Here is a 25,841-nt window from a genome sequence, read left to right as displayed (position 1 = left end):
GGCTCAGGCGGCGTCGGGGAGCCGTGTGAGGGAGGGCGTGGGCACGGGGGCCGCCGACGGCACGGACTCCGCGCCGCCCGGGGCCCGCCTGCCGTCCAGGAGCTCGCGGCGCGGGCAGCCGCCCCGGCCGAGCATGGCCTGGATGGTGCGGACGCAGCTGCCGCAGTCGGTGCCGGCCTTGCAGGCGGAGGCTATCTGGCGCGGCGTGCTGGCGCCGGCGTCCGCATGCTCCTTGACCTGCTGCTCCGTCACGCCGAAGCACGAGCAGACGTACACGCGGTTCACCTCCCGGCGGGACGGATCGTAACGGCCACCCCGATCTCGGTGAGGCTAACCTAACCTTACCCGGCGACGGGGAGCCGTAAAAGCCCCGGAATGCCCGGTGGGGCACGGATCACATCGATCCGTGCCCCACCGTCGTTCGCGCGCCGCGCTCGGTGACCGGCTACTGGTCCCGGTACATCTCGGCGACGAGGAAGGCCAGGTCCAGCGACTGGCTGCGGTTGAGCCGGGGGTCGCAAGCCGTCTCGTAGCGCTGGTGGAGGTCGTCCACGAAGATCTCGTGGCCGCCGCCGACGCACTCGGTGACGTCGTCGCCGGTCAGCTCGACGTGGATGCCGCCGGGGTGCGTGCCGAGGGCCTTGTGGACCTCGAAGAAGCCCTTGACCTCGTCCAGGACGTCGTCGAAGCGGCGCGTCTTGTGGCCGGAGGCGGCCTCGAAGGTGTTGCCGTGCATCGGGTCGGTCACCCAGGCGACGGTGGCGCCGGAGGCGGTGACCTTCTCGACCAGCTCGGGCAGCTTGTCGCGGACCTTGTCGGCGCCCATGCGGACGACGAAGGTCAGCCGGCCGGGCTCGCGGTCGGGGTCGAGCCGCTCGATGTAGCCGAGGGCCTCCTCGACGGTGCTCGTCGGACCGAGCTTGATGCCGATCGGGTTGCTGATCCGCGCGGCGAACTCGATGTGCGCCCCGTCCATCTGGCGGGTGCGCTCACCGATCCACACCATGTGGGCCGAGGTGTCGTAGAGCCGGCCGGTGCGCGAGTCGGTGCGGGTCAGCGACGACTCGTAGTCGAGGAGCAGCGCCTCGTGCGAGGCGTAGAACTCGACGGCCTTGAACTCCGCCGGGTCGGTGCCGCACGCCTTCATGAAGTTCAGCGCGTTGTCGATCTCGCGGGCCAGGGCCTCGTAGCGCTGGCCGGACGGGGACGACCGCACGAAGTCCTGGTTCCAGGCGTGCACCTGGCGCAGGTCGGCGTACCCGCCGGTGGTGAAGGCGCGGACCAGGTTCAGCGTGGAGGCGGAGGCGTGGTACATCCGCTTCAGGCGCTCCGGGTCCGGGACCCGGGCCTCCTCGGTGAAGGCGAAGCCGTTGACGGAGTCGCCGCGGTAGGTCGGCAGGGTCACGCCGTCGCGGGTCTCGGTGGGCTTGGAGCGCGGCTTGGAGTACTGGCCGGCGATGCGTCCCACCTTGACGACGGGCACGGCGGCCGCGTACGTCAGCACGGCGCTCATCTGGAGCAGCGTCTTCAGCTTGGCCTTGATGTGGTCGGCGGACACGGCGTCGAAGGCCTCGGCGCAGTCGCCGCCCTGCAACAGGAACGCCTCGCCCTTGGCGACGGCTCCCATACGGGCACGCAGCTGGTCGCACTCGCCCGCGAAGACGAGCGGCGGATACGACGCGAGCTCCGCGAGTACATCGCGCAGAGCCTCGGCATCGGGGTACTCGGGCTGCTGCGCCGCGGGAAGGTCTCGCCAGGTGTTGCCACCGGCGACGGAGGTATTGGCGTTCACGGTCACGGCTCCCACATTACGGGGTCGCGTCCAATGTTTTTCCGGATGCTCAACGACTGAGACGGACACCCGGACCGGCCGGTGACGGGGGGCACCACCGGCCCTGCTAGCCTCACACCTTTCAGAATTGAACAAGTGGACCACAGGGGCGGGGCTTTGAAGCGCAATCACCGCAGAGACCTCAAAAAGAGACGCCTGCTGTACGGGGCGGGGGCCGCGATCGTCGCGACGGCGACCATCGGCACCCTCGCCATGGCTTCGCAGGACTCCACGGACCCGGACGGCAGGGCCGTACCGGCGAGCGCCGCGCTGCAGAAGCAGTTCGCGGACGCGGCGTCCGAGTTCGACGTGCCGCAGAGCGTGCTCATGGCCGTCTCGTACCGGCAGACGCGCTGGGAGAGCCACGACGGCGAGCCGAGCACCAGCGGCGCCTACAACGTCATGGGGCTGACCAGTGTGTCGCCCGGTGACGTGGAGCAGCCGGACGACAAGGAACGTCTGGCCCACATGAACCTGAGCGGCCGGCCGGAGATCGAGAAGACCTTCGACCCGGCGAAGGTGCTGCGCACGCTGCCGAAGAAGACGGTCGACACCTCCGACCCCCGGCTGCACACGCTGGACGAGGCCGCCGACCTGATCGACACGGACACGGAGTCCGTGCGCACCGACTCCGAGGACAGCATCCGCGCGGGCGCGGCGCTCCTCGCCGCGTACCAGCGCGACGCGAAGGGCTCCCTGTCGGACGACCCGTCCCAGTGGTACCCGGCGGTCGCGCGGTTCAGCCAGTCGCCGGACAAGAAGGGCGCCGACCTCTTCGCGAAGCGCGTCTTCGAGTCGATCCGCACCGGTGAGAGCGCGCTCACCCAGGACGGCCAGCAGGTCTCGCTCCCGGCGGACCCCTCCGTCCAGCCGGTCAAGCCGGCGAACGTGCCGCTGGCCGCGAGCTTCGCGAGCACCGCCGCGACGCCCACGCCGGAGTGCCCGGCCGGTCTGAACTGCGACTTCGTGCCGGCCAAGTCGTCGAGCACCGGCAAGCGCGGATACACCCCGGCCGTGCGCCCCGCCCAGGGCGTCGACATCCGGCAGATCGTGATCCACGACACCGAGGGCGACTACGCGGGCTCGCTGTCCACGCTCACCAATCCGGAGACCGCCGCGAGCGCGCACTACCTGGTGCGCGCCTCGGACGGCCTGGTCACGCAGATGGTCCAGAACAAGGACCTGGCGTGGCACGCGGGCAACTGGACCCTGAACATGCACTCCATCGGCGTGGAGCACGAGGGCTACGCCATCAAGGAGGGCAGCTGGTACAGCGAGTCGCAGTACGAGTCGACCGCGGCCCTGGTGAAGTTCCTGGCGCAGAAGTACGGCATCCCGCTGGACCGTGAGCACATCATCGGCCACGACGAGGTGCCCGTTCAGCTGGACCGGAACATCTCGGGCACGCACTGGGACCCGGGTCCGTTCTGGGACTGGAACCACTTCATGTCCCTGATGGGCGCCCCGACCGGCGCGGAGGGCGCCGGCGGCCCCGTCAAGGCGGGTCAGGTGGTCCGGGTGGTGCCGCCGTTCACCACGGCCAACCAGCCGAAGCTGACGTACGGCAGCAAGGCGGTCGGTACGCGGCCGGCGAACTTCGGCTACCTCTACACCTCGCCGTCGACCACCGCGACCACGCTGACCGACCCGTACTTCACGTCCCTGTGGAGCGAGGGCTCCAACTGGGGCAACAAGGTCCGCGCGGGCGGCACGTACGTCGTCGCCGAGGCACGGACCAACTGGACGGCCATCTGGTTCGGCGGGAAGAAGGGCTGGTTCTACAACCCGGGCGGCCAGTACACCGCGCCGCTGGCGGCCGGCCCGCGCACGGTGAAGGCCAAGGCCGGGGTGACGGTCCGGATCTACGGCCGCTCCTACCCGGAGACGGCCGCCTACACGGCCGCCAAGCTGGAGGCCCCGACGGACAACCCGGACTACCTGACGAAGTACACCCTGCCCGCGGGCCAGGCGTACGCGCTGGGCGGTACCGAGGTGAAGGGCGACGACTGGTTCGGCTCCGTCCAGCAGAACGTGATCGGCGCCACCGGCTATCTGCCGATCCGCTACAACCACCGCATGGCGTGGGTGAAGGCGAGCGACGTCCAGGTCTCCACGAGCGTCGCGCCGGACGCCGGGACCAACCGCTACAACATCCTGGGCCGCGACGCGTCCGGCGTCCTCTGGCAGTACCAGGGCACCGGCAGCGCCACCGCGCCGTTCTTCACCCGCTTCCGGGTGGGTCCGGGCTGGCAGGTCTACAACGCGATGACCGCGATGACGGCGCTGCGCGCCGACGGCACGGGCGACATCGTGACCCGGGACAAGAGCGGCTACCTCTGGTACTACCGGGCCGGCAACAACCCGAGCAAGCCCTTCCAGACCCGGCTGAAGGTCGGCGGCGGCTGGGGCGTCTACAACGGCATCTGGGGCGCCCGTGACCTGAACGGTGACGGCAAGGCGGACCTGATCGCCCGCGACGGCTCCAACGTGCTCTGGTACTACCGGGGCACCGGCGACCCGGCGAAGCCCTTCGCCGCCAAGGCGAAGGTCGGCGGCGGCTGGGGCGTCTACAACACTCTGGTCTCCACCGGCGATCTGACCGGTGACGGCAAGGCGGACCTGGTGGCCCGGGACACGTCCGGGGTGCTGTGGCTCTACAAGGGCACCGGCAGCGCCACCGCCCCGTACGCCACGCGCACCCAGATCGGCAAGGGCTGGGGGGTCTTCAAGGACCTGCTGGGCCCGAGCGACCTGAACCGCGACGGCATCCCGGACCTGATCGCCCGGGACAAGGACGGCGTGCTCTGGTACTACCGCTCGACCGGTGACGCGGCCAAGCCGTTCGCGCCCATGGCGCGGGTCGGCGGCGGCTGGAACATCTACAACTCGCTGATCTGATCCGTCCGGACCGGCCGTGGAGGGGTCCCGTTGCGCCCGATGGGCGGAACGGGGCCCCTCCCGCGTGTTTCATGGGTTATGGTTCCGGCATGTTCGCGCATTCGACCCGTAACTGGTGGTGGACCGCTCATCCGGCGGCCCGCTGATCGCGCGTACACCACGCACAGGCCGCCCGAGGGGCGGCCTTTTCCGTGTCCACGGGGCCGTTCCTCCCAGCAGATCACCCGATCCCCGTGGAAGGAACACTCCTCATGGCACCGCACACGACGCCCCGGACGCTCATCGACCGCCTCCAGGGCGAGGACTGCCCGCCCTTCGCGCTGCTGCGCCGGCGCACCCCGGGCCACGACCACGACACCGTCGAGGTACTGATCGGCCGGGTGCACGAGGCCGAGCGGCTGGCCGACGTCCCGGTGGGCGAGCGGCCCTCGCTCGCCCTGGTGCCGTTCCGGCAGATCGCCGAGCGCGGTTTCGACGTCCGCGACGACGGCACCCCGCTCTCCGTGCTGGTCGCCGACGAGAGCCACGTCCTGCCCCTCGGGGAGGTGCTGGCCCTGCTCCCCCGCCACGAGGTGCGGGTGGAGGGTGGCGCGTTCGACGTGCCGGACGCGGAGTACGCGCAGACCGTGCGGCGGGTCATCGAGGACGAGATCGGGCGGGGCGAGGGCGCCAACTTCGTCATCCGGCGCACCTTCCGGGGCGAGATCCCCGGCTTCGACCGGGCGGACGCGCTGGCGCTGTTCCGGCGGCTGCTGGCCGGTGAGCGGGGGGCGTACTGGACGTTCGTGGTGCACACCGGGGAGAGGACGCTGGTCGGGGCGAGCCCCGAGGTGCATGTGCGGATGTCGGGCGGGACGGTCGTGATGAATCCGATCAGCGGCACCTACCGCTACCCGGCCGAGGGCCCGACCGCCGAGAACCTGCTGACCTTCCTGGGCGACCGCAAGGAGACGGAGGAGCTGTCCATGGTGGTCGACGAGGAGCTCAAGATGATGTGCACCGTCGGCGACATGGGCGGGGTGGTGATCGGCCCCCGGCTCAAGGAGATGGCCCATCTCGCGCACACGGAGTACGAGTTGCGCGGGCGCAGTTCGCTGGACATGCGCGAGGTGCTGAAGGAGACGATGTTCGCGGCGACCGTCACGGGCTCGCCGGTGCAGAACGCCTGCCGGGTCATCGAGCGGTACGAGGACGGCGGCCGGGGCTACTACGCGGGCGCCCTCGCCCTGCTGAGCCAGGGGCCCGACGGGGCGCAGACCCTGGACTCGCCGATCCTGATCCGGACGGCGGACATCTCGGCCGGGGGCGAGCTGCGGGTGCCGGTCGGGGCGACGCTGGTGCGCCACTCCGACCCGGAGAGCGAGGTCGCCGAGACCCATGCCAAGGCGGCCGGGGTGCTCACCGCGCTCGGGGTGCGGCCCGGCCGGCCGCGCGACGAGGAGGCGCGGCCGCTGCTGGCCGACGATCCCCGGGTGCGGGCCGCGCTGGACGCCCGGCGCGACGGGCTGGCCCCGTTCTGGCTGCGGATGCAGGAGCGCGCCGACACGCTGGCGGGGCACGCGCTGGTGGTCGACGGCGAGGACACCTTCACCTCGATGCTCGGGCATGTGCTGCGGGCCTCGGGGCTGGAGGTGACGGTGGTCCGCTACGACGCGCCGGGGCTGCGCGAGACGGTCCGGGCGCACGAGGGCCCCGTCGTGCTCGGCCCGGGTCCCGGCGATCCCGGTGACCGGGCGGACCCCAAGATGGTGCTGCTGCGGGAGCTGGCCGCCGAGCTGGTCCGGGAGCACCGGCACGGGCTGCTCGGGGTGTGCCTGGGCCATGAGCTGATCGCCGCCGAGCAGGGCCTGGACATCGTGCGCAAGACGGTGCCGTACCAGGGCGCGCAGACCCGGATCGACCTCTTCGGCCGCCCGGAGACCGTGGGGTTCTACAACAGCTTCACGGCGCGGTGCGACGACGCGGCCGCCGCCGAGCTGGCGGCGCACGGCGTGGAGGTCAGCCGGGACGCGGCGACCGGGGAACTGCACGCGCTGCGCGGCGGGGGCTTCGCCTCGGTGCAGTTCCACCCGGAGTCGGTGCTGACGCTGCGCGGTTCGGTGATCGTGGCCGAACTGCTGGCGGGGCTGCCGGTGCGCGGCTGAGCGGCCCGTCTCAGGGCGTGGGCGCGGCGGGGACCAGGACGTTCTCGCCGCGCCGGCCGGCCAGGTAGTCGTCGACGTTGCGGACGGTGGCGTCGATGATCTGGCCGACGGCGTCCTCGGTGTAGTACGCCTGGTGCGAGGTGACCAGGACGTTCGGGAAGGTGACGAGCCGGGCCAGGGTGTCGTCGTCGACGCCCTGGAGGGAGCGGTCGAGGAAGAAGAGCCCGGCCTCGGCCTCGTACACGTCGAGTCCGACGCCGAGGAAGCGGCCGGCCCGCAACTCCTCGACGAGGGCCTTGGTGTCGACGAGCCCGCCGCGGCTGGTGTTGATCAGGATCGCGTCGTCCTTCATCCGGGCCAGCGCCTCCCGGCCGATGATGTGGTGGGTGGAGGGCAGCAGCGGGACGTGCAGGCTGATCAGGTCGGAGTCGGCGAGCAGTTCGTCCTTGTCGACGTAGCGCATGCCGAGGTCGACGCAGGCGGGGTTCTCGGTGACGTCCCAGCCGAGCAGATCCATGCCGAAGCCGTGGGCGATCCGGGTGAAGGCCTCACCGATCTTGCCGGTGCCGATGATGCCCGCGGTGCGGCCGCGCATGTCCCGGCCGAGGAGTCCGTCGAGGCGGAAGTCGAAGTCCCGGGTGCGGGTGGTGGCCCGGACCACGCGGCGGTTGACCGCCATGGCGAGGGTCCAGGCGAACTCCGCGACGGAGTACGGGGAGTAGTACGAGACCCGGGCGACGCGCAGCGCGAGCCGTTCCGCGACGTCCAGGTCGATGTTGTTGAAGCCGGTGGAGCGCTGGGCGATCATCTGGGTGCCGCCGGCGGCGAGGGTCTGGAGGACCCGGGCGCCCAGATCGGCGTTGACGCTGGTGGAGATGATCTCGTGGCCGGCCGCGATCGGCGCCGTGTCCTGGTTCAGGAAGACGTCCAGGCAGCGCACCTCGTGCTTCCCGGCGAACGCCTTCTCGATCAACGGCTTCTCGTCGGACTGCACTCCGAAGGCCAGGATCTCCACGACGTCTCCCGTGACGGCTGCGGGCGGGGGGCCGGGCCGGACGCGCACCGAGGTGCGCGGGCGGCCCGGCGGGTCCGGTCACCGCGAATATACGGCCGGACCCCTCCGAGCGCCGCTCGGCCGAGGACGGCCCCGGCCGCCGGGGTCGTTCTCCCACCCGCCGCGACGAAAGGCCCTACACGTCGTCCAGACCGCGTTCGATCGCGTACCGCACCAGCTCCACCCGATTGTGCAGCTGGAGTTTGCCCAGGGTGTTCTGGACGTGGTTCTGCACGGTGCGGTGCGAAATGACCAGCCGTTCGGCGATCTGCTTGTACGACAGCCCCTTGGCGACCAGCCGCAGGACCTCGGTCTCCCGGTCGGTGAGCCGGGGGGCCTTGGGCTCGTCCGGGGCGGCCGGCGCGGGTTCGGAGGCCAGCCGGCGGTACTCGCCGAGGACGAGACCGGCGAGGCCGGGGGTGAAGACCGGATCGCCGGCGGCCGTGGAGCGGACCGCCTCGGTCAGCTCCTGGGTGCTGGCCGACTTCAGCAGATAGCCGGTGGCGCCGGACTTCACCGCCTCCAGGACATCGGCGTGCTCACCGCTGGCGGACAGGACCAGGACCCGCAGCCCCGGCTGCGAGCCGACCAGTTCCTTGCAGACCTGGACGCCCGGCATCCCGGGCAGATTGAGGTCCAGGACCAGGACGTCGGGCGTGACGGCCCCGGCCCTGCGGACGGCCTGCTGGCCGTCGCCGGCCGTCGCGACCACGTCGAAGCCCGACTCCGTCAGATCGCGGGCCACGGCGTCCCGCCACATCGGATGGTCGTCGACCACCATCACCCTGATCGGCGGCCGCGCCCGGCCGCCCTCGTCGTGTACCGCGTTCATCGGGTCTTCTCCGCCTTCCCCCGTGCCGTTCTCGGAACCTTCAGTTCGACCTCGGTGCCCTGGCCGGGCACCGAGATCAGTTCTGCCGTGCCGCCCAGATCGCGCAGCCGCCCCCGGATCGACAGGGCGACGCCGAGCCGGCCCTCGCCCTCGGCCTGGGCGAGCCGCCCCTCCGGGATGCCGGGCCCGTCGTCGCGGACCGTGACGATCACCTCGTCCGGCCAGTCCTCGACCAGGATCCACGCACGGGCGTCCTCCCCCGCGTGCACCCGCACATTGTCCAGGGCCGCGCCCACCGCCGCCGCCAGCTCGGCCGCGGCCGACGAGGGCAGCGGCACCGGGGCGCCCGGCTCGGAGAACGTCACCCGGGATCCGGCGTGCGGGGCGAGCAGCGTCCGCAGATCGGTCACCCCGGACCCGCCGGGCCCGTCCTCGTCCTCGTCGTCCGTCTCGACGGTCCGGACGACGGCACCCTCGGCCGCGTCCTCGGAGAGCCGGGTGGGGGGCACCAGACCGCTGGAGACCAGGGAGCGCAGGGCGATCTCCTGCTCCCCGGCCATCCGCCCCAGCTCGGCCGCCTCGCCGCCGATGGCCGCGCCGCGCCGCTGCACCATGGCCAGGACCTGGAGCACGCTGTCGTGGATGTCCCGGGCCAGGCGTTCGCGTTCGCGGGTGGCGGCCTCGATCTCCAGGGCCCGGGCGAGGGTGCGCTCACTGGCGCGGGCCACCTCGACGACGTACCCGATGGCGATGGAGGCGACCCAGACCAGCAGGACGTTGTGGAGGGTGTCGCGGCTGGGCTCGGCGCGTTCGATCAGATTGGCGACGGCCACGAGGCTGGAGGCGAAGGCCGCCCACCGCCAGCCGCCCTTGATCGCGAAGGCCAGGACCGAGCCCGCGGTCCAGATGGACGGCAGGGTCGTGCCGTCCACGTGCTGGGCCTCGAAGTCGGCGAGCGGGGTGATCAGGATGCCCACGAGCGCCACCGTGAGGTCGGCGCCCAGGAAGCGTCCGGTGCAGGCCGCCGCGCTCGCCACCCTCGGCAGGGTGGCGAGCGTCCAGACGGCCATCGCCACCAGGAAGGCGACGGCGACCCAGGGCCGGTCGTACTCGTCGCGTCCCAGGACGGCGAGCAGCACCGCGTAGAGCATCGTCAGGACGCGGTACGCCGTCAGGGCGCGCCACAGCGGCTGCTCGACCGACATCCGCACCACGCGTACGCGTCTGACCATGCTGGTGTTTCCCCCCACCCCCGGCGGGCCCGCGCGCCCTCAGGCGTCGTCGCGGTCCGTCTCCGTGCCCCCCGGAAGCGAGGGCCCCTTCTTCGCGGCCTCGGCCCGCCGCTTCGCCTCGTCCGCGATCATCCGCTTGGCGGCGGTCGCGTAGATGTCGACGTACTCCTGGCCCGAGAGCTTCATGATCTCGTACATCACCTCGTCGGTGAGCGAGCGCAGGATGAAGCGGTCGCCCTCCATGCCGTGGTAGCGGCTGAAGTCGAGGGGCGCGCCGATCCTGATCCCCGGGCGCATCAGCCGGGGCACGACCTGGCCGGGCGGCTGGATCTTCTCGGTGTCGATCATCGCGACGGGGATGACGGGCGCCCCGGTCGCGAGGGCCACCCGGGCCAGTCCGCCGGGCTTGCCCCGGTAGAGCCGCCCGTCGGGCGAGCGGGTCCCCTCGGGGTAGATGCCGAAGAGACCGCCGCTCTCGATGACCTCGATCCCGGCCCTGATCGCCGCCTCCCCGGCCCCGCGTGCCCCGGAGCGGTCCACCGGGAGCTGTCCGACGCCCTTGAAGAAGGCCGCGGTCAGCCGGCCCTTCACCCCGGGCGAGGTGAAGTACTCGGCCTTGGCGATGAAGGTGACCTTCCGGTCCAGCACGGCCGGCAGGAAGAACGAGTCGGAGAACGACAGATGGTTGGAGGCGAGGATCGCGGGCCCCTGCGCGGGAATGTTCTCCAGGCCCTCCACCCACGGCCTGAAGGCGAGCTTCAGGGACCCGCCGATGGAGAACTTCATAGCGCCGTAGATCAACTCGGGTGCCTCCTGTGTGCCGTCCGACAGACCCTAACCCGTGCCGCCGCCACGGCCTCCGCGCGGCGCCCCGCACCCCCGCCCGGTGACGGCCCTGGTCGGTGTCGGCCCGGTCGCGTACGGTGAAGTAATCCTTCCGCACTCCCCCCTTCCGCTCCCCTCCGAGCCTCACGAACAGGAGACCCCGGTGCCGGTCCTCCCTGGAGCCGAGCCGTTCCGCCACGAGGGCGGAGAGGTCGGCGTCCTTCTCTGCCACGGCTTCACCGGTTCCCCGCAGTCGCTGCGCCCCTGGGCCGACCATCTGGCCGCGCGCGGGTTCACGGTCGCGCTGCCGCTGCTGCCGGGGCACGGCACGCGCTGGGAGGACATGCAGGTCACCGGCTGGCAGGACTGGTACGCGGAGGTGGACCGGGAGCTGCGGGCGCTGCTGGACCGGTGCGCGCAGGTCTTCGTCTTCGGTCTGTCCATGGGCGGCGCGCTCGCCCTGCGCCTGGCCGCGCGGTACGGGGACGCGGTGCGGGGCCTGGTGCTGGTCAACCCGGCCAACAAGGTGCACGGCCTCTCGGCGTACGCGCTGCCGGTCGCCCGCCATCTGGTGCGCACGACGAAGGGGCTGGCGAGCGACATCGCGAAGGAGGGCGTTCAGGAGACGGGCTACGACCGGGTGCCACTGCACGCCGCGCATTCGGTGCGGGCCTTCTTCCGCCTGGTCGACACGGAACTGCCCCAGGTCACCCAGCCCGTCCTGCTGCTGCACAGCCGCCAGGACCATGTGGTGCCGCCCGCCGACACGGTCCGCATCCTGAGCAGGATCTCCTCCACGGACGTCGAGGAGATCCTGCTGGAACAGAGCTACCACGTCGCGACGTTGGACCATGATGCGGAGCGGATCTTCGACGAGAGCGTCTCGTTCATCGGCCGCCTCGCGCCGAGCCTCGGGAAGAAGGGGAGCACGTCCGGTGGCTGAGCACGACGCGGAGCGCGCAGGGAGCGAGGAGGAGCGCGAGCCGCTCCACGCCGCAGGAGCGGCCGCGCCCGACGAGGAGGGCGGCGCGCCGGCGGTCCCGGCCCCCGACCCTGCCCCGTCCCCCGACCCGGCCCCGGCCGACGGGCCCGAGCGCCCGCTCGACGAGGAGGCCGCCTGGAAGGCGATCGTCGCGGGGTACGGGGAGGAGCCGCCGGACCCGCCGGGCGCCCGGCCCTTCCGCTCGGTGGAGGATCTCGCCCTCCCGGAGGACCCCGTCGACCCGGCCCCGGACAAGGGCCTCGGCAAGAGCGTGCCCCGGCCCCCGGAGAAGCCGCTGGGCAGCTCCGTGGTCTTCGCCCCCGGCGTCGGCCCGCGCGACTACGAACCGGCCGAGCCCGGGGAGAACGACCTCGACGGCGAGGACGAGGGGCACTTCGTGCCGCCGGAGCCCCCGCCGCTGCCGGAGGCCGACGTCACCGCGAAGTTCGCCTGGCTCGCGGTGGTCGGCGGTCCGGTCCTGCTGCTGCTCGCGGTGCTCCTGCGCTGGGAGATGACCTGGTGGCTGACGACCGTGGGCGTCGGCGGCTTCCTGGGCGGATTCGTCACGCTGGTCGCGCGGATGGACCCGGACGACGAGGACGGGGACGACCCGGGCCGCGGCGCGGTGGTCTGAGACCGGCACGGCGCCGGCCGGTCCGCGCGATGCGTCGCGCCGGCCGGTCCGCGTAGCGCACGGCGTCGGCCGGCCGATGTGCCGCACGCGCCGGCCGGTTCAGCCGCCGGCCGGCACCCTCAGCGCCGCCAGCACCGGCAGATGGTCGGTCGCGGCCAGCAGATCGGCGCGCCGGATCCCCGGCAGGCCCTCGGGGACCCCGCAGCCCAGCACCTCGATGCCCCGGGTCGCGAAGACCGCGTCCAGCCGCCGCAGCGGGTCGTGCTGCGGGAAGGTGTACTCCCCGCCCCGGGGAGACGCCTCCCAGCAGTCCTGGAGCCGCCCGGAGAGCAGCCGGAAGGCCCGCCCGCTCGGCACGTCGTTGAGGTCCCCCGCGACCACCACGTGGTCCACGCCCATCGCGTCCACCGTCTCCAGCAGCCGCCGCGCCTGGGCCAGTCGCTCCTGGCGCTGAAGGCTCAGATGGCAGCTCACCACCCCGATCCGGGCCCCGGCGATCCGGACCACGGCGGTGGCCAGCCCCCGGCGGTGCAGCCCCGGGGTGAGCGGCAGCAGGATGTCCTCGGTGCGCTCCACCGTCGCCCGCAGCGAGCACAGCAGCAGCGGACCGGCCGCCGTGGCGCCGCCGCCCAGGACCACCAGATCCGTACGGGCGGCCAGCCAGGCGGCCCGCTTGCGCCACCGGAAGAAGCGCGGCGCCTCCTGGATCAGCACCAGGTCCGGCGCGCAGGCGCGGACGACGCGGGCCAGCGCCTCGCAGTCGTCGCGCATCGAGCGGATGTTGTAGCCGAGCACCCGGACGACGGCCGAACCGTCCTGTTCGGTACGGGACTCGGGCAGCGACGTCATCGTGGCCATGCGCCTCACGATACGACCGGACGCCCGTCACCCCCCAGAGGGCGCGACGGGCGTCCGGTCGATTCGTCCGTGACGGTGGATCAGCCCTGGCGGGCCAGGTCCGCCGCGCCCACCAGACCGGCCTTGCCGCCGAGTTGGGCCGCGAGCACCTGGGCGTGGGGGCGCCATTCGCCGCCGATCAGCCAGCGGCGGAAGGACTTGCGGATCGGGTCGAGGACCAGTTCCCCCTCGTCCGAGACGCCGCCGCCGACGATGAACGCGGAGGGGTCGAAGAGCGAGGCGAGGTCGGCCAGTCCGGCGCCCGCCCAGCGGGCCAGTTCGCGGAAGGAGTCGACGGCCACCGGGCAGCCCTGCCGGGCGGCCTCGCTGATGTGCTTGCCCTCGATGCCCTCGACCGTGCCGTCACCGAGCGCCAGGAGGATCGTGGCGTTCTCGGGGGTGGCGTTGGCGCGCTGCTTCGCGTAGCGCACGAGGGCGCGGCCGGAGGCGTACTGCTCCCAGCAGCCCTGGCTGCCGCAGCCGCAGAGCAGGCCGTCCGGGACGACCCGGATGTGGCCGAACTCGGCGGCCACGCCGAAGCGTCCGCGTCGCAGCTTGTTGCCGATGATGATGCCGCCGCCGAGGCCGGTGCCGAGCGTGATGCAGATGACGTCGTCGTGGCCCTGGCCCGCGCCGAAGCGGTATTCGCCCCAGGCGGCCGCGTTGGCGTCGTTCTCGACGACGACGGGGAGGCCGACGCGCTGCTCGACCTTGTCCTTCAGCGGTTCGTGCCGCCAGTTGATGTTCGGTGCGAACAGCACCGTGGCCCGCTTGTCGTCGACGTAGCCGGCGGCGCCGATGCCGACCGCCTCGACGGGATGTCCCTCGCTCGCGCCGGACACCGCCGCCGCGATCGCGTCCACGATGCCTTCGGCGGTCGGCGGGGTCGGCACCTTGAAGGTCGAGAGGATCTGGCCCTCCTCGTCGACCACTCCAGCCGCGATCTTCGTGCCGCCGATATCGACGCCGATGGTGAGTCCCATGAATCCCTCAGTTCCGGTCGAGCCCCGCTGAGGCAACCGTACCCGAGGCCGGGGCCCCACCCGACGCTGCGGTCAGTCCAGGTCGATGTGTTCGCCGCCGCCGGGGCCTTCGTCCCGGGGGCCGGAGGCGCCGTCCGCCTTCGATTCGGTGCCCGCGGGGTCCCCGGCACCCTGGGTCCAGCGGCGTTCCTGCCCCTCGACCGCCGAGCGGTAGGCGGCGAGCAGTTCGCTGCCGGCTGCGGCGATGTGGTCGAAAACGTCTGGATTGCGTTCGATGACGGGCTCGACGGCGGCCTTCGCCTGGCGGATGGCCTGCTGGACGGCGCCCTGCGCGGCGGCGCCGAGCAGCGGCGCCTGGAAGGATCCGAGCTTGTCGGCCACGGCGTCGACCAGCTTGCGCAGCTCCTCGGCGGCGGAGCCGGGGGGCGCGCCGCGCTCGGCGCGGCGGCGGGCCTTCTCGGCGGCGAGGTCCTCGGCGCAGGCCTGGGCCCAGGCGTCGTCGTCGACGGGACGATCGGTGGCATCGCTCATGGCGGACTCCTGCGACGTGGCGGGCCTGCGGCCCCGCGCACCGGAGGGATACCGGACGCGTACCACCGACGTTACCCGAACGGTGGTACGGCGTTCAGCCCGTCCTGGGCCACAGCTCCGGGTCGGGGACGAACCGGACGCGCAGCACCCCGTCGGTGAGGGCGGCGCCGGAGACGGTGCAGCGGCGCAACGCGGACTCCAGGGGGACGATGCGGTGGAACGCGCCGACGGTCAGCAGCAGTTCGCCGCCCCTGCGGACCAGGTGGAGGTCCGTCTTGACGGCGCCGGGCAGCGGCAGGCACCAGACGAGTATCCCGTCGCCCCCGTCCGCGCCCTCGCCTCCCGCGGCCTCCTCGATCCACCAGGGGTCCTCGGCGCGCCCCTCCTCGCGGCGGTCCGGCGCCGGGGCGCCGAGCGCGGCCAGGTCCTCCGGTCCCCGGGGGTCGCGCCCCAGGTGCGGCAGGCGTACGACGCCGGCTCCGGCGGGCGGCTCCGCGTCCCAGCGGTCGAGGGTCTTGTCCTGCTGGGCGGCGAGCGCGGCGAACCACGGGTCGGCCGAGTGCCGGGGCAGCACCCGGCTGGCGAGCAGAGCGTCGACGCGCAGCCCGTGCAGGGCCAGGCCGGTGCGGGCGGCGCGCAGGGCGTCCTCGGCGGCGGGGCCCGGTTCGGCGACGAGCCGCAGGGTGGTGGCGCGGTCCTCGATCAGCGCCTGGACCTGGGCCAGTTCGGTGTCGCGGCGGGCGGCGGCCTCGTACAGCCACTGGGCGGGGGCCGGGACCCCGGCCAGTTGGGCGAGCATCGGGCGCAGGGCGCGGGCGGCCTGGCGCTCCTGCGGCAGCAGCCGGCGCAGATAGCGGCGGAGCCGTTCGGGCAGGGCGAGCAGGGCGAGGGCGTCGCGCAGCGGCGGCAGGTCCACGACGAGGAGGTCGTAGCCGGGCCGCGACCAGTCGCCCCGGGCCGCGCGGCGCAGGGTGTGGAGCAGGGCCAGTTCGGTACTGCCGGGCAGTTCGGTGAGTTCCTCGCCGTCCAGCGGGTTGCCGCCGAGGAGTCCGAGCAGGCCGGACAGCTTCTCCTGGAGGGCGAGGAGTTCGGCGCGGAAATGGGCGCCGGAGTCGACCGTGACGCAGTCCAGCGTGTCGGTGACGGGGGCGGGCGCGGCCTGGGCGGGGAGTCCGGGGACGGGACCGGCCGTGATCAGCAGGGTGCGGTCGCCCCGTCGGGATCCGGCCAGGGCGGTCGCCGCCGCGGCGGTGGTACGGCCGGCGCCGCCGGGGCCGGTGACCAGGACCGTACGCACGCGGTCAGCCCTTCGGGACGGACTCGACGCGCTTCTTGAGACCGGCCAGGGCGCGGTCGATGATGACCTTCTCGGCCTTGCGCTTGATCATGCCGAGCATGGGGATCTTGACGTCGACGGTCAGCCGGTAGGTGACCTCGGTGCGGTCGCCGTCGCCGAGCGGCGCCAGCGCGTACGAACCGTCCAGGGCGCGCAGCATCTGGGACTTGACCAGGGTCCAGCCGACCTCGTAGTCACCGATCCAGGTGTACGCGAGGGTGTGGTCGTCCTTGATCGCCCCGGCGTCCAGGACCAGCCGGACCTTCTCGGCGCGGCCCTGCTCGTCGGTGGCCAGGACCTCGGCCTCCTTGACCTCGCCGGTCCATTCCGGATAGCGGTCGAAGTCGGCGATCACGCCCATGACGTCGGCCGGTGCCGCCTCGATCGTGATCGTCGAGCTGGTGTGTTCAGCCATCGCTGTGGCCCTCCAGTGCGGTGTACCGGTCCGTCGGCAGAGGCCTGCCGCCAGAAGGCTATCGCGTGCGTGCGGCGCCCCGGGCCCGGGGCGCGGTCACCACTCCAGCGCCCATGGACGGCCGGTGGAGGCGAAGTGGCCGACGTTCACGCACTCGGTGGCGCCGATCCGCATCCGGCGGACCAACGGCTGGTGGACATGGCCGAAAAGCGCGTACCGGGGACGGGTGCGGCGCACGGCGTCGAGGAGGGCCCGGCTGCCGCGCTCGAAGCGGCGCGCGACGGTGTCGTAGGTCAGCTCGGGGACGTCGGGCGGGATGTGGGTGCAGAGCACGTCGACGGCGCCGACCGCCTCGATCTTGGCGGCGTACTCCTCGTCGTCGATCTCGTACGGGGTGCGCATGGGGGTGCGCAGGCCGCCGCCGACGAAGCCGAAGACGAGTCCGCCGATCTCGGCGCGCTGGCCGTCCAGGACGGTGGTGCCGGGGCCCGCGTACTCCGGCCAGAGGGCGGGGATGTCGACGTTTCCGTAGGTGGCGTACGTCGGTGAGGGCATCGCGGCGAACATCTCGGCGTACTGCTTGCGCACGGCGGAGGCGATGGCGGCGTCGCGGTCCCGGCCCGCCCAGAGCGCCCGGCCGAGGTCCCGGGCCTCCTCGAAGCGGCGCGCGGTGCGCAGGGCGACGATCCGGTCGGCGTTCTCCACGCCGAAGAGGTCGGGGAAGATGCCGCGCGAGTGGTCCGCGTAGTCGAGGAAGAGCACCAGGTCACCGAGGCAGACCAGGGCGTCGGCGCCGTCGCCGGCGCGGGCCAGCGCCTCGGTGTTGCCGTGCACGTCGCTGACCACGTGGACGCGGGTGCGCCCCTTCCGGACCGCTGCCCCGCCGTTCGCTCCCGCTCGCATGACGGCCACCCTAGGACTTCGGCCCGCGTCTGGACAGAGGCGGTCCTACCTGCGGTTACCTCCGCCCGGCGGTCCCGGTGCACTACTGTGCCGGAGAGGACCACCAATCCGTGTGACGCATAAGACATCTGGCCCGAACCCCCTATCCGGAACCGAGTACTGGTGGGTAACGTCCGGGCAGTCCAGTCGTGCTCACCCCACTGAGCACCCGCCATCTTGGACCGCGCCGGTGCATCACACAGAGCCGTGGCACCGGAGCCCGATGAGGAGCAGCAGTCTTGCGCGAGTTCAGCCTTCCGGCCCTGTACGAGGTCCCCTCGGACGGCAACCTGACGGATCTCATCCGCCGCAATGCCGCTCAGCATCCCGATGTCGCGGTGATGAGCCGCAAGGTGGACGGCGTCTGGACGGACGTCACCGCCACCGCCTTCCTGGCCGAGGTCAGAGCCGCCGCGAAGGGTCTGATCGCCGCGGGCGTGGAGCCCGGCGACCGGGTCGCGCTGATGTCGCGCACCCGCTACGAGTGGGTGCGACTGGACTTCGCGATCTGGAGCGCGGGTGCCGTCACCGTCCCGGTGTACGAGACCAGCTCCGCCGAGCAGGTGCAGTGGATCCTCGGCGACTCGGGCGCGGTCGCGGTGCTGGTGGAGAGCGACGCGCACGCCGGGACCGTGGCCTCCGTGCGCGACCGGCTGCCGGAGCTGCGCCATGTGTGGCAGATCGACCGGGGCGCGCTCGACACGCTGACCACCGAGGGCGCCGGCGTCTCCGAGGAGACCGTGGACCTGCGCGCCGCGAGCGCCAAGGCCGACGATCCGGCCACCATCGTCTACACCTCGGGCACCACGGGCCGCCCCAAGGGCTGTGTGCTCACCCACCGCAGCTTCTTCGCGGAGTGCGGCAACGTGGTCGAGCGGCTGAAGCCCCTGTTCCGCACCGGTGAGTGCTCGGTCCTGCTCTTCCTGCCCACCGCGCACGTCTTCGGCCGGCTGGTCGAGGTCGCCTCGGTGATGGCGCCGATCAAGCTCGGCTGCGTACCGGACATCAAGAACCTCACCGACGAACTCGCCTCGTTCCGGCCCACGCTGATCCTCGGCGTGCCCCGGGTCTTCGAGAAGGTCTACAACTCCGCGCGGGCCAAGGCGCAGGCCGACGGCAAGGGCAAGATCTTCGACCGGGCCGCGAACACGGCGATCGCCTACAGCCGGGCGCTCTCCACCCCGCAGGGCCCGTCGCTGGGCCTGCGGCTGCGCCACAAGCTCTTCGACCGGCTCGTCTACGCCAAGCTGCGCGCGGTGCTCGGCGGCCGGGGCGAGTACGCGATCTCCGGCGGCGCCCCGCTCGGCGAGCGGCTCGGCCACTTCTACCGGGGCATCGGCTTCACCGTCCTGGAGGGCTACGGACTGACCGAGACCTGCGCGGCCACCGCCTTCAACCCCTGGGACCGGCAGAAGATCGGCACGGTCGGCCAGCCGCTGCCCGGCTCCGTGGTGCGCATCGCGGACGACGGGGAGGTGCTGCTCCACGGCGAGCACCTGTTCTCCGGCTACTGGAACAACGAGGCGGCCACGGCCGAGGCGCTGGCCGACGGCTGGTTCCACACCGGGGACATCGGCACCCTCGACGAGGACGGCTACCTCGCGATCACCGGCCGCAAGAAGGAGATCATCGTGACGGCCGGCGGCAAGAACGTCGCCCCGGCCGTCATCGAGGACCGCATCCGGGGCCACGCCCTGGTGGCGGAGTGCATGGTGGTCGGCGACGGCCGCCCGTTCGTGGGCGCCCTGGTGACCCTGGACGAGGAGTTCCTGGGCCGCTGGGCCGAGGAGCACGGCAAGCCCGCCGGTTCGACCGCGCTCTCGCTGCGCGAGGACCCGGAGCTGCTGGCCGAGGTGCAGCGCGCGATCGACGACGGCAACGCGGCGGTGTCCAAGGCCGAGTCCGTCCGCAAGTTCCGCATCCTGGGCGCCCAGTTCACCGAGGAGGCGGGTCACATCACCCCGTCGCTGAAGCTGAAGCGCAACGTCGTGGCGAAGGACTTCGCGGACGAGGTGGAGTCGATCTACCGCTCGTGACCGCGTGAGCCCACGGGAGAGGGGCCCGCACCACACCGGTGCGGGCCCCTCTCCCGTGGGCTCAGAGCAGGTCCCGCAGCCGTTCCGCCAGCAGGTCCCAGCGCCAGGTCTCCTCGACCCAGGCCCGGCCCCGCTCCCCCATCCGCCGGGCCAGCTCGGGGTCGTCCAGCAGCGCGAGGATCCGCTCCGCCGCCTCCTCGGCCGAGCCGCCGCGCACCACCCAGCCGGTCTCGCCGTCCAGCACCGCGTCCGGCGCGCCGCCCGAGTCGCCCGCCACCACCGGCAGCCCGGTCGCGGACGCCTCCAGGTAGACGATGCCCAGGCCCTCCACGTCCAGGCCGCCGCGCCGGGTCCGGCACGGCATCGCGAAGACGTCGCCGGCCCCGTAGTGCGCGGGCAGCTCCTCCCACGGCACCGCCCCGGTGAAGCGCACCGCCTCCGCCACCCCGGTCTCCCGGGCCAGCTTCCGCAGCTCCGCCTCGTAGGGCCCGCCCCCGACGACCAGCAGCACGGTGTCGGGGCGCCGGGCCAGGATCGCGGGCATGGCCAGGATCAGGGTGTCCTGGCCCTTGCGCGGCACCAGCCGGGAGACGCAGACGACGACCGGCCGGTCGGTGAGCCCGAGCCGGGCCCGCACCCGGTCCCCGCCCGAGTCCGGGTGGAAGGTCTTCTCGTCGACGCCGGGCGGCAGCTGGACCATCCGGGCGGCGGCGGCCGGGGTGAGCGCGGAGGCGATCCGGGAGCGGGTGTACTCGCCGAGGTAGGTGAGCGTGTCCGTGGACTCCCCGATCCGCCGCAGCAACTGCCGGGCGGCGGGCAGCTGCGCCCAGCCGGCCTCGTGGCCGTGCGTGGTGGCGACCAGCCGGCGGGCGCCCGCGCGCCGCAGCGCCGGGGCCATCAGGCCGAGCGGGGCGGCGGCGCCGAACCAGACGGAGGTGCAGCCGTGCTCCCGCAGCAGCGCCGTGGCCCGCCGGGTCGCCCCGGGGGTCGGCAGCAGCATCGTCGTCCGGTCGCGGACCACCGTGAAGGGCTGCTCCGCGTCGAAGGCGGCGGTGGCCGCCGCCCCCTCGGCGTCGTGCTTCCAGGTCGAGGCGTAGACGACGACCCGCTCCGGGTCGAGCCGGAGCGCCATGTTGTGCAGGAACGCCTGGATGCCGCCGGGGCGCGGCGGGAAGTCATTGGTCACGATCAAGGTCTTGTCCATCGCCGCCGACAGTACCGGGCGGCCCCGCCTGGTGGGTTTCGCACGGAGCGACCGGGCATCATGGCTCCTCGTACACGCGGACAACGGGTGAGGGCGGGTCATGAGGGGTACGAGCGGCACGCGGGCGGCGGCCTTCGCGGTATGGGCGCTGACCAGGTCCCTGCTGCTGCTCTGCGTCGCCAAGGTGATCACGCTGCCGGGGCCGGACGTGACGAGCGACGTGTCGGTGATCTACCACGGCTGGGCCGATGTGCTGAGGTCGGGCACCTATCCGGAGTCGGACGTCACCTGGCAGTACCCGCCCGCGGCGGCGCTGGCGATCCTCTCCCCCGGGCTGCTGCCCTTCCTGGACTACGCCTCGGCCTTCTTCCTGCTGGCCTTCCTCTGCGACGGACTGGTGCTGGCCCTGCTGCTGCGCGCGAGCGACGGGCCGGGGCGGCGCACGGCCGGGGTCTGGGTGTGGGTGGCGGGCGTGCCGCTGCTGGGCACGACGGCGTACGCCCGTTACGACGTGATGGTGACGGCCGTCGCGGTGGCGGCGCTGCTGGCGGGACTGCGGCACCCCCGGGTGCTGGGGGCGCTGGCCGCGTTCGGGGCGCTGCTGAAGGTGTGGCCGGTGCTGGTGCTGGCCGGTACGGCGCGCGGGCGGGCGACCCGGCTGGCGTGGGCGACGGCGGCCGGGGTGGCGGCCGGTCTGCTGGTGGTGTGCGCGGCGGCGGCGCCGGGCGCGATGGCCTTCCTGGGCTTCCAGCGCGACCGGGGCACCGAGGTGGAGTCGCTGGGGGCGCTGGTCTTCCATGTGGCGCGGCAGTTCGGCTGGCAGGGGCGGGTGGAGCTGCACTACGGCTCGCTGGAGTTCCTGGGCCCGCACGTGCCGCTGGTGAGCACGCTGGCGCTGGGGCTGAGCGCGGTGGCGTTCGGCTGGCTGCTGGTGTGGCGGCTGCGGGCGCGGACCTTCGGGGTGAGCACGCCGGCGGACGCGGCGTTCACGGCGGTGCTGCTGTTCACCACCACGAGCCGGGTGATCAGCCCCCAGTACATGCTGTGGCTGGTGGGGCTCGCCGCGGTCTGCCTGGTGCTGCGGGAGAGCCGGATGGCGTGGCCGGCCGGGCTGGTCCTGGTGGCGACGGGCGTCACCCAGCTGGAGTTCCCGCTGGGCTTCGTCCATGTGGTGACCAGTGACGCCACCGGGGTGACGCTGATGTTCCTGCGCAACGGGCTGCTGGTCGCGGCGTGCCTGACGGCGGGCGCGACGCTGTGGCGGGACACCGTGCGGCCGGGGCCGCGGAGCCGGGCGGCGGACCCGGAGCCCGGCGCGCCCGCGCTCAGCCGAGCCGGCTCTCCAGATACTCCCGCCAGCGCACGGTGAAGTCCTGCGGGGTGGTCCCCAGCACCTCCTGGAGGGCCTGCTCCACCGCCCCGTCCCGTCCGGAGTGCCCCCCGACGGCCCGGTAGAACGCGAACAGCTTCGCCTCGCCCCACTCGTCGGCGATCAGCGCGCAGGCCAGCCAGGCCCCCTCGTACGCCCGTGCCAGCCGGTCGGCGTCCCCGGCGAAGCCGAAGTCCTCGTCGCTGGGGAGCGCGGCGGGCACCTCGCCCGCCCGCACGGCGTCGGCCAGTTCGGGCGCGACCTCGGCGGCCGTGCGCTCCTCGTCGCGGTAGGCGGCCCAGTCCGCGAAGCCCTCGGAGAGCCAGGAGGGGGTGGCCGAGGAGGTCCGGGCGCGGGTGGCGACATGGGTGGTCTCGTGGGTGAGAACGACGTGCCGCCCGAAGGAGCCGAGCATCGCGTACGCCTCCGGGTTGACGACGACCCGGTCGGCGGGCCCCCTCCCCGAACCGCCGGTCTCCCCGGTGGTGACGGCCGCTATGCCCCGGTAGTTCGCGGCGGGCGAGCCGAGCAGTTCCGCCATGCCGGTCACCGAGCCGGGGACCAGCACGACCACGCGTCCGGCCCAGCGCTCCGGCCAGGCCGCCGAGACGGCCGGAACGGCGGCGTCCGCGGTGGCCGCGATCGCGTCCAGCTCCGCGCGGGAGCGGCCGACGCCCAGCACCAGGCTGTGGGCGCCGCGCACCACCTCGACATCGCCCTGCTCCCACAGCTGGCGCCCGCCGTCGGCCGCCGCCCGGTCGGCCGTGAGGTACCACCGGCCGTCCTCCGCGTCCCGTTCCAGCTCGATGACGCGGTCCGCGGAGACGGGCGCGGCGTCGTAGTCCGCGATCCGGTAGCCGAGCCGGACCTCGGCGGTGACCCGGTCGCCGCCGTGCGGGTCCAGACCGGTCACCCGGTAGGTCCAGGAGCCGATCGGCACGTCCGCGAGGTGGGCGATCTCCCGGCGCTGGGCGGTGCGCAGGGCGGTGGCGTCCGGGGCGACGACCGCGAGATAGCCCTGCGGGTCGTGGCGCAGGACGGCGTCGGCCCGCCGGTCCAGGGTGGCGCGGACGCCGCGGGCGGTGGTGTCGGGGGCCCGGTCCGCCGGGGCCCCGCAGCCGGCCGCGCACAGCAGGACGGCGAGCGCGGCACCCGCCGCCCGCCGCCGTCCCTCGCGCGTGCGCACCTCGGTACGCCCCTGATCGGCCACATGACCGAGGGTACGGTCAGACCCGGGTGACCGAGGAGACGGGCATCATGCCGACCGGGTCGTAGCGGACGGCCGCGCCGGGGTAGGGGGCGTGGATGACCCGGCCGCCGCCGACGTACATGCCGACGTGGCTGGCGTCCGCCCGGTAGACGACGAGGTCCCCGGGGCGGGCCTCGGAGAGCGGCACCTGGCGGCCCGCGTACCGCTGGGCCTGCGAGGTGCGCGGCAGGCTGACCCCGGCCTGGGCGTACGCCCACTGCATCAGCCCGGAGCAGTCGAATCCGGAGGGCCCGTTGGCGCCCCAGACGTACGGCCGGCCGAGCGCGCCGGTGGCGGCCGCGACGGCGGCGGCGGCGCGCGAGGAGCCCGCCGGGAGTCCGGTGAGCGGCCAGGAGGCGTCGGAGCGGGCGCCGCGCGAGGCGCGGCCGTACGTGTCGCGGTCGCGCGCGGGCAGCGTCTTCAGGAGCCGGCGGGCCTCGCGGAGCTTGCGTTCGACGGTGCGCTTGTGGCTGCTGACCGCCGCCCGGCCGCGTTCCAGTTCGGCCAGGGCCCCGGCGGCCTCGGCCCGGGTCTGGGCGAGGGCGCGCTGTGCCTTGCGGAGCCGGTCCAGGGTGAGGGCCCGGCCGTCCCGCACCCGGCCGAGCGTGGCGGCCCGGTCGAGGTAGGTGTCCGGGTCGGAGGAGAGCATCAGGGCGAGGGAGGGGTCGATGCCGCCGGAGCGGTACTCCTCGCGGGCGGCCGAGCCCAGCTCCTCGCGGAGCCGGTTGACGCGTTCCTGGACCCGGGCGGCCCGGTCCTGGGCCCGGCCGATCCGGTCGCGCAGCCGGGTGATGTCCTCCCCGGCCCGGTTGTACCGCTCGGTGGCGCGTTCGGCCTCGGCGAAGAGGCGGTCGACCCTGGCCCCCGCGGTCCGCGGTGTGTCCTGCGGCTCGGCGTGCGCCCCGCCGGCGCCGAGCGCCGCGGCGGCGGTCGCCGCAGCCGCCGAGATGACGGTCACCCGGACGCTCCGGCTCGTGCCGGGCTGTGTGGAACGGCGATGGGACACCACAGGACGCCGTACTCCCTTCCGCTGTGCGCAGGCGCGCGCGGCTCCCGCCGCCCGGGGCGGGCGGACCGGAGCGGAGCTGCGCGGCAGCCAGACAGTAGTCGCGTGATCACACAGCGGACAAAGACCACGCCGGGCCCGGCGGCCGTACACACAGTGACGCCCCGCCGGTGACCTGTGGTCTCCGGCGGGGCGGCGGTCAGTTCGGGGCGCGTGAATTTCGCCCGTTCGGGCGTGATCAGATGCGCACGGCGGTCTGGTAGCTGCCGACGGTGTTCATCGATTCGTAGCGCACGTAGGTGCCCGGCTTCGGGGCGTGCAGCACGGTGTTGTTGCCGGCGTACAGGCCGACGTGCGAGGTGCCGCTGAAGAAGACCAGGTCGCCGGGCTTGAGCTGGCTGCGGGGGATCTGGGTGCCCTGGGTGATCTGGCTGTACGTGGTGCGGGTGATGTTGGCACCGGCCTGGGCGTAGGCCCACTGGGTCAGGCCCGAGCAGTCGAAGGAGCCGGGGCCGGTGGCGCCGTAGACGTACGGCGCGCCGACCCGGGTGCTGGCGGCCTGGAGGGCGGCGGCGCCGAGGGCGGAGGCGGGGGCCTCGTTGCCCAGCTCGATGCGCTCACCGGCGGCGCGGCTGGCGCGGAGGTCGTCCTGGCGCATCTTGGCGCGCTCGGCCTCGGTGAGGGTGTTGAGGAGCTTCTGCGCCTCGGCGAGCTTGGTCTGCTGCTTCTTCTTCTTCTCGCCGAGGGTCTTGCGGACGTCGGCAAGGTCGCTCAGCTTGTCCTGGGCCTCCTTGCGCTCCTGCGCGAGACCCCGCTGCTTCTCCTGGATCTTCGTCAGCGACTGGGCCTGCTTGGCCGTCAACTGGTCGAGGGCGGACGCCTGGTCGAGGAAGCTGTCCGGGTCCGAGGAGAGGAAGAGCTGCACGGAGGGGTCGAGCCCGCCGGAGCGGTACTGCGCGGCGGCGAGCGAACCGAGTCCCGAGCGGAGCGTGTTGAGCTCCTGCTGACCGCGCGCCACCTTGTCCTGGATGGCGTCGATCTGCTTCTGCAGCTTGGCCTGCTTCTCCTTGGCACCGCTGTACTGCTCCGTGGCCTCCTCGGCCTCGTGGTACAGCTTGTCGACCTTCGCCTTGACCTCGCTCTTGGTCGGCTTGGGGTCGGCGTGGGCGGCCTGGGAGGTGAGCGCCACGGCGGCGGCGGCAGTGGCGGTGAGCACGGTCACGCGGGTGCGGCTCGGCTGCTTGGGACGACGGTGGGACGCCACGAAGGCGAGCTCCTTCTTCCTCGTTCGAGCCGCCTACCGGGCATGTGGGGGAGGTGAATCCCCGGCTCCGTACGGTCACGGATTCGGCGCTCCCTCCGCTGCCACCCCGGATGGGTGATCAACCGCGCGGAGGTTCGAGGCCCGACCTTAGTAACCATCTTGTGATCAGTTCAAATC

The 25,841-nt window shown here is 73.1% G+C and carries 23 protein-coding genes; 7 read left to right on the top strand and 16 right to left on the bottom strand.

Translation table 11 applies throughout. From position 1 onward, the window contains the following. Positions 1-3: 3 nt before the first annotated feature. On the bottom strand, positions 4-276 hold the full coding sequence (locus ACWCXC_RS04500; RefSeq protein WP_450685070.1) for a (2Fe-2S)-binding protein: 273 nt from the start codon (positions 274-276) through the stop codon (positions 4-6). A 169-nt stretch (positions 277-445) separates the two neighbouring features. Beyond that, positions 446-1,792, bottom strand: a complete 1,347-nt coding sequence (locus ACWCXC_RS04495; RefSeq protein ID WP_450685069.1) for a class II 3-deoxy-7-phosphoheptulonate synthase — start codon at positions 1,790-1,792, stop codon at positions 446-448. 156 nt (positions 1,793-1,948) lie between these two features. Here ACWCXC_RS04495 and ACWCXC_RS04490 point away from each other — a divergent pair, with 156 nt between their 5' ends. From ACWCXC_RS04490 to ACWCXC_RS04480, 3 genes are all read left to right on the top strand, one after another. After that, positions 1,949-4,729 (top strand): N-acetylmuramoyl-L-alanine amidase, encoded by a 2,781-nt coding sequence (locus tag ACWCXC_RS04490; RefSeq protein ID WP_450886574.1) that lies wholly within the window; start codon positions 1,949-1,951, stop codon positions 4,727-4,729. Positions 4,730-4,800: 71 nt separating this feature from the next. Continuing rightward, entirely contained in the window at positions 4,801-4,875 is a 75-nt protein-coding gene (locus ACWCXC_RS04485) for a trp operon leader peptide (RefSeq protein WP_450685080.1), read from the top strand. Between the two features lie 105 nt (positions 4,876-4,980). Then, entirely contained in the window at positions 4,981-6,873 is a 1,893-nt protein-coding gene (locus ACWCXC_RS04480) for an anthranilate synthase family protein (protein ID WP_450886572.1), read from the top strand. A 10-nt stretch (positions 6,874-6,883) separates the two neighbouring features. Here the strand turns inward: ACWCXC_RS04480 and ACWCXC_RS04475 are convergent, their stop codons facing one another. The 4 genes from ACWCXC_RS04475 to ACWCXC_RS04460 all read right to left on the bottom strand — a co-directional run bounded on the left by ACWCXC_RS04475 (position 6,884) and on the right by ACWCXC_RS04460 (position 10,792). Next, on the bottom strand, positions 6,884-7,888 hold the full coding sequence (locus ACWCXC_RS04475) for a 2-hydroxyacid dehydrogenase (protein ID WP_450685066.1): 1,005 nt from the start codon (positions 7,886-7,888) through the stop codon (positions 6,884-6,886). Positions 7,889-8,063: 175 nt separating this feature from the next. After that, positions 8,064-8,759 (bottom strand): response regulator, encoded by a 696-nt coding sequence (locus ACWCXC_RS04470; RefSeq protein ID WP_450685065.1) that lies wholly within the window; start codon positions 8,757-8,759, stop codon positions 8,064-8,066. Continuing rightward, positions 8,756-9,991, bottom strand: coding sequence for a MacS family sensor histidine kinase (macS, locus tag ACWCXC_RS04465; RefSeq protein WP_450685064.1), 1,236 nt, complete (start codon positions 9,989-9,991; stop codon positions 8,756-8,758). The genes ACWCXC_RS04470 and macS overlap by 4 nt, the downstream gene beginning before the upstream one ends. A 39-nt stretch (positions 9,992-10,030) precedes the next feature. Continuing rightward, positions 10,031-10,792 (bottom strand): lysophospholipid acyltransferase family protein, encoded by a 762-nt coding sequence (locus tag ACWCXC_RS04460; protein WP_450685063.1) that lies wholly within the window; start codon positions 10,790-10,792, stop codon positions 10,031-10,033. Between the two features lie 187 nt (positions 10,793-10,979). On the opposite strand from ACWCXC_RS04460, the gene ACWCXC_RS04455 reads away from it, so the two are divergent. Both ACWCXC_RS04455 and ACWCXC_RS04450 read left to right on the top strand, forming a co-directional pair. Next, positions 10,980-11,759, top strand: coding sequence for an alpha/beta hydrolase (locus ACWCXC_RS04455; protein WP_450685062.1), 780 nt, complete (start codon positions 10,980-10,982; stop codon positions 11,757-11,759). Then, positions 11,752-12,432 (top strand): hypothetical protein, encoded by a 681-nt coding sequence (locus tag ACWCXC_RS04450; RefSeq protein WP_450685061.1) that lies wholly within the window; start codon positions 11,752-11,754, stop codon positions 12,430-12,432. Before ACWCXC_RS04455 ends, ACWCXC_RS04450 begins: the two co-directional genes overlap by 8 nt. A gap of 99 nt (positions 12,433-12,531) precedes the next feature. On the opposite strand, the gene ACWCXC_RS04445 is transcribed toward ACWCXC_RS04450, so the two are convergent. The 6 genes from ACWCXC_RS04445 to ACWCXC_RS04420 all read right to left on the bottom strand — a co-directional run bounded on the left by ACWCXC_RS04445 (position 12,532) and on the right by ACWCXC_RS04420 (position 17,497). Next, positions 12,532-13,290 carry an endonuclease/exonuclease/phosphatase family protein gene (locus tag ACWCXC_RS04445; RefSeq protein WP_450685060.1) on the bottom strand — a complete coding sequence of 253 codons (759 nt, stop codon included), beginning with the start codon at positions 13,288-13,290 and terminating at the stop codon, positions 12,532-12,534. Positions 13,291-13,370: 80 nt separating this feature from the next. Then, positions 13,371-14,312 (bottom strand): ROK family glucokinase, encoded by a 942-nt coding sequence (locus ACWCXC_RS04440; RefSeq protein WP_450685059.1) that lies wholly within the window; start codon positions 14,310-14,312, stop codon positions 13,371-13,373. A gap of 72 nt (positions 14,313-14,384) precedes the next feature. Next, a complete protein-coding gene (locus ACWCXC_RS04435; RefSeq protein ID WP_450685058.1) occupies positions 14,385-14,843 on the bottom strand; it encodes a DUF5304 domain-containing protein in 459 nt (152 codons plus the stop codon). Positions 14,844-14,937: 94 nt separating this feature from the next. After that, positions 14,938-16,140, bottom strand: a complete 1,203-nt coding sequence (locus ACWCXC_RS04430; protein WP_450685057.1) for an ArsA-related P-loop ATPase — start codon at positions 16,138-16,140, stop codon at positions 14,938-14,940. A gap of 4 nt (positions 16,141-16,144) precedes the next feature. Next, positions 16,145-16,594: an SRPBCC family protein gene (locus tag ACWCXC_RS04425; protein WP_450886567.1), complete on the bottom strand. Its 450-nt coding sequence runs from the start codon at positions 16,592-16,594 to the stop codon at positions 16,145-16,147. A gap of 96 nt (positions 16,595-16,690) precedes the next feature. Continuing rightward, complete coding sequence (locus ACWCXC_RS04420; protein WP_450685055.1) at positions 16,691-17,497, bottom strand: metallophosphoesterase family protein; 807 nt, start codon at positions 17,495-17,497, stop codon at positions 16,691-16,693. Between the two features lie 278 nt (positions 17,498-17,775). On the opposite strand from ACWCXC_RS04420, the gene ACWCXC_RS04415 reads away from it, so the two are divergent. Further along, entirely contained in the window at positions 17,776-19,572 is a 1,797-nt protein-coding gene (locus tag ACWCXC_RS04415; RefSeq protein ID WP_450886564.1) for an AMP-dependent synthetase/ligase, read from the top strand. Positions 19,573-19,633: 61 nt separating this feature from the next. On the opposite strand, the gene ACWCXC_RS04410 is transcribed toward ACWCXC_RS04415, so the two are convergent. Further along, positions 19,634-20,776, bottom strand: a complete 1,143-nt coding sequence (locus tag ACWCXC_RS04410; protein WP_450685053.1) for a glycosyltransferase family 4 protein — start codon at positions 20,774-20,776, stop codon at positions 19,634-19,636. Between the two features lie 100 nt (positions 20,777-20,876). Here ACWCXC_RS04410 and ACWCXC_RS04405 point away from each other — a divergent pair, with 100 nt between their 5' ends. Further along, complete coding sequence (locus ACWCXC_RS04405) at positions 20,877-22,145, top strand: glycosyltransferase 87 family protein (protein ID WP_450886562.1); 1,269 nt, start codon at positions 20,877-20,879, stop codon at positions 22,143-22,145. On the opposite strand, the gene ACWCXC_RS04400 is transcribed toward ACWCXC_RS04405, so the two are convergent. The 3 genes from ACWCXC_RS04400 to ACWCXC_RS04390 form a co-directional block, all read right to left on the bottom strand. Continuing rightward, a complete protein-coding gene (locus ACWCXC_RS04400) occupies positions 22,102-23,355 on the bottom strand; it encodes a hypothetical protein (RefSeq protein ID WP_450886560.1) in 1,254 nt (417 codons plus the stop codon). The genes ACWCXC_RS04405 and ACWCXC_RS04400 overlap by 44 nt on opposite strands. Positions 23,356-23,371: 16 nt before the next feature. Continuing rightward, on the bottom strand, positions 23,372-24,403 hold the full coding sequence (locus tag ACWCXC_RS04395; RefSeq protein ID WP_450685050.1) for an NlpC/P60 family protein: 1,032 nt from the start codon (positions 24,401-24,403) through the stop codon (positions 23,372-23,374). A gap of 235 nt (positions 24,404-24,638) precedes the next feature. Next, positions 24,639-25,664, bottom strand: coding sequence for an NlpC/P60 family protein (locus ACWCXC_RS04390; RefSeq protein ID WP_450685049.1), 1,026 nt, complete (start codon positions 25,662-25,664; stop codon positions 24,639-24,641). Positions 25,665-25,841: the final 177 nt, after the last annotated feature.

The organism is Streptomyces sp. NPDC001515 (genome assembly GCF_053597115.1).
This window is presented reverse-complemented; position numbering and strand designations above follow the sequence as displayed.

What these genes read in the sequence shown, in the direction of transcription:
- ACWCXC_RS04440 (WP_450685059.1), bottom strand. Translation starts at nt 14,312, where the DNA reads ATGGGACTCACCATCGGCGTCGATATCGGCGGCACGAAGATCGCGGCT.
- ACWCXC_RS04425 (WP_450886567.1), bottom strand. Translation starts at nt 16,594, where the DNA reads ATGGCTGAACACACCAGCTCGACGATCACGATCGAGGCGGCACCGGCC.
- ACWCXC_RS04420 (WP_450685055.1), bottom strand. Translation starts at nt 17,497, where the DNA reads ATGCGAGCGGGAGCGAACGGCGGGGCAGCGGTCCGGAAGGGGCGCACC.
- macS (WP_450685064.1), bottom strand. Translation starts at nt 9,991, where the DNA reads ATGGTCAGACGCGTACGCGTGGTGCGGATGTCGGTCGAGCAGCCGCTG.
- ACWCXC_RS04435 (WP_450685058.1), bottom strand. Translation starts at nt 14,843, where the DNA reads ATGAGCGATGCCACCGATCGTCCCGTCGACGACGACGCCTGGGCCCAG.
- ACWCXC_RS04480 (WP_450886572.1), top strand. Translation starts at nt 4,981, where the DNA reads ATGGCACCGCACACGACGCCCCGGACGCTCATCGACCGCCTCCAGGGC.
- ACWCXC_RS04410 (WP_450685053.1), bottom strand. Translation starts at nt 20,776, where the DNA reads ATGGACAAGACCTTGATCGTGACCAATGACTTCCCGCCGCGCCCCGGC.
- ACWCXC_RS04445 (WP_450685060.1), bottom strand. Translation starts at nt 13,290, where the DNA reads ATGGCCACGATGACGTCGCTGCCCGAGTCCCGTACCGAACAGGACGGT.
- ACWCXC_RS04405 (WP_450886562.1), top strand. Translation starts at nt 20,877, where the DNA reads ATGAGGGGTACGAGCGGCACGCGGGCGGCGGCCTTCGCGGTATGGGCG.
- ACWCXC_RS04470 (WP_450685065.1), bottom strand. Translation starts at nt 8,759, where the DNA reads ATGAACGCGGTACACGACGAGGGCGGCCGGGCGCGGCCGCCGATCAGG.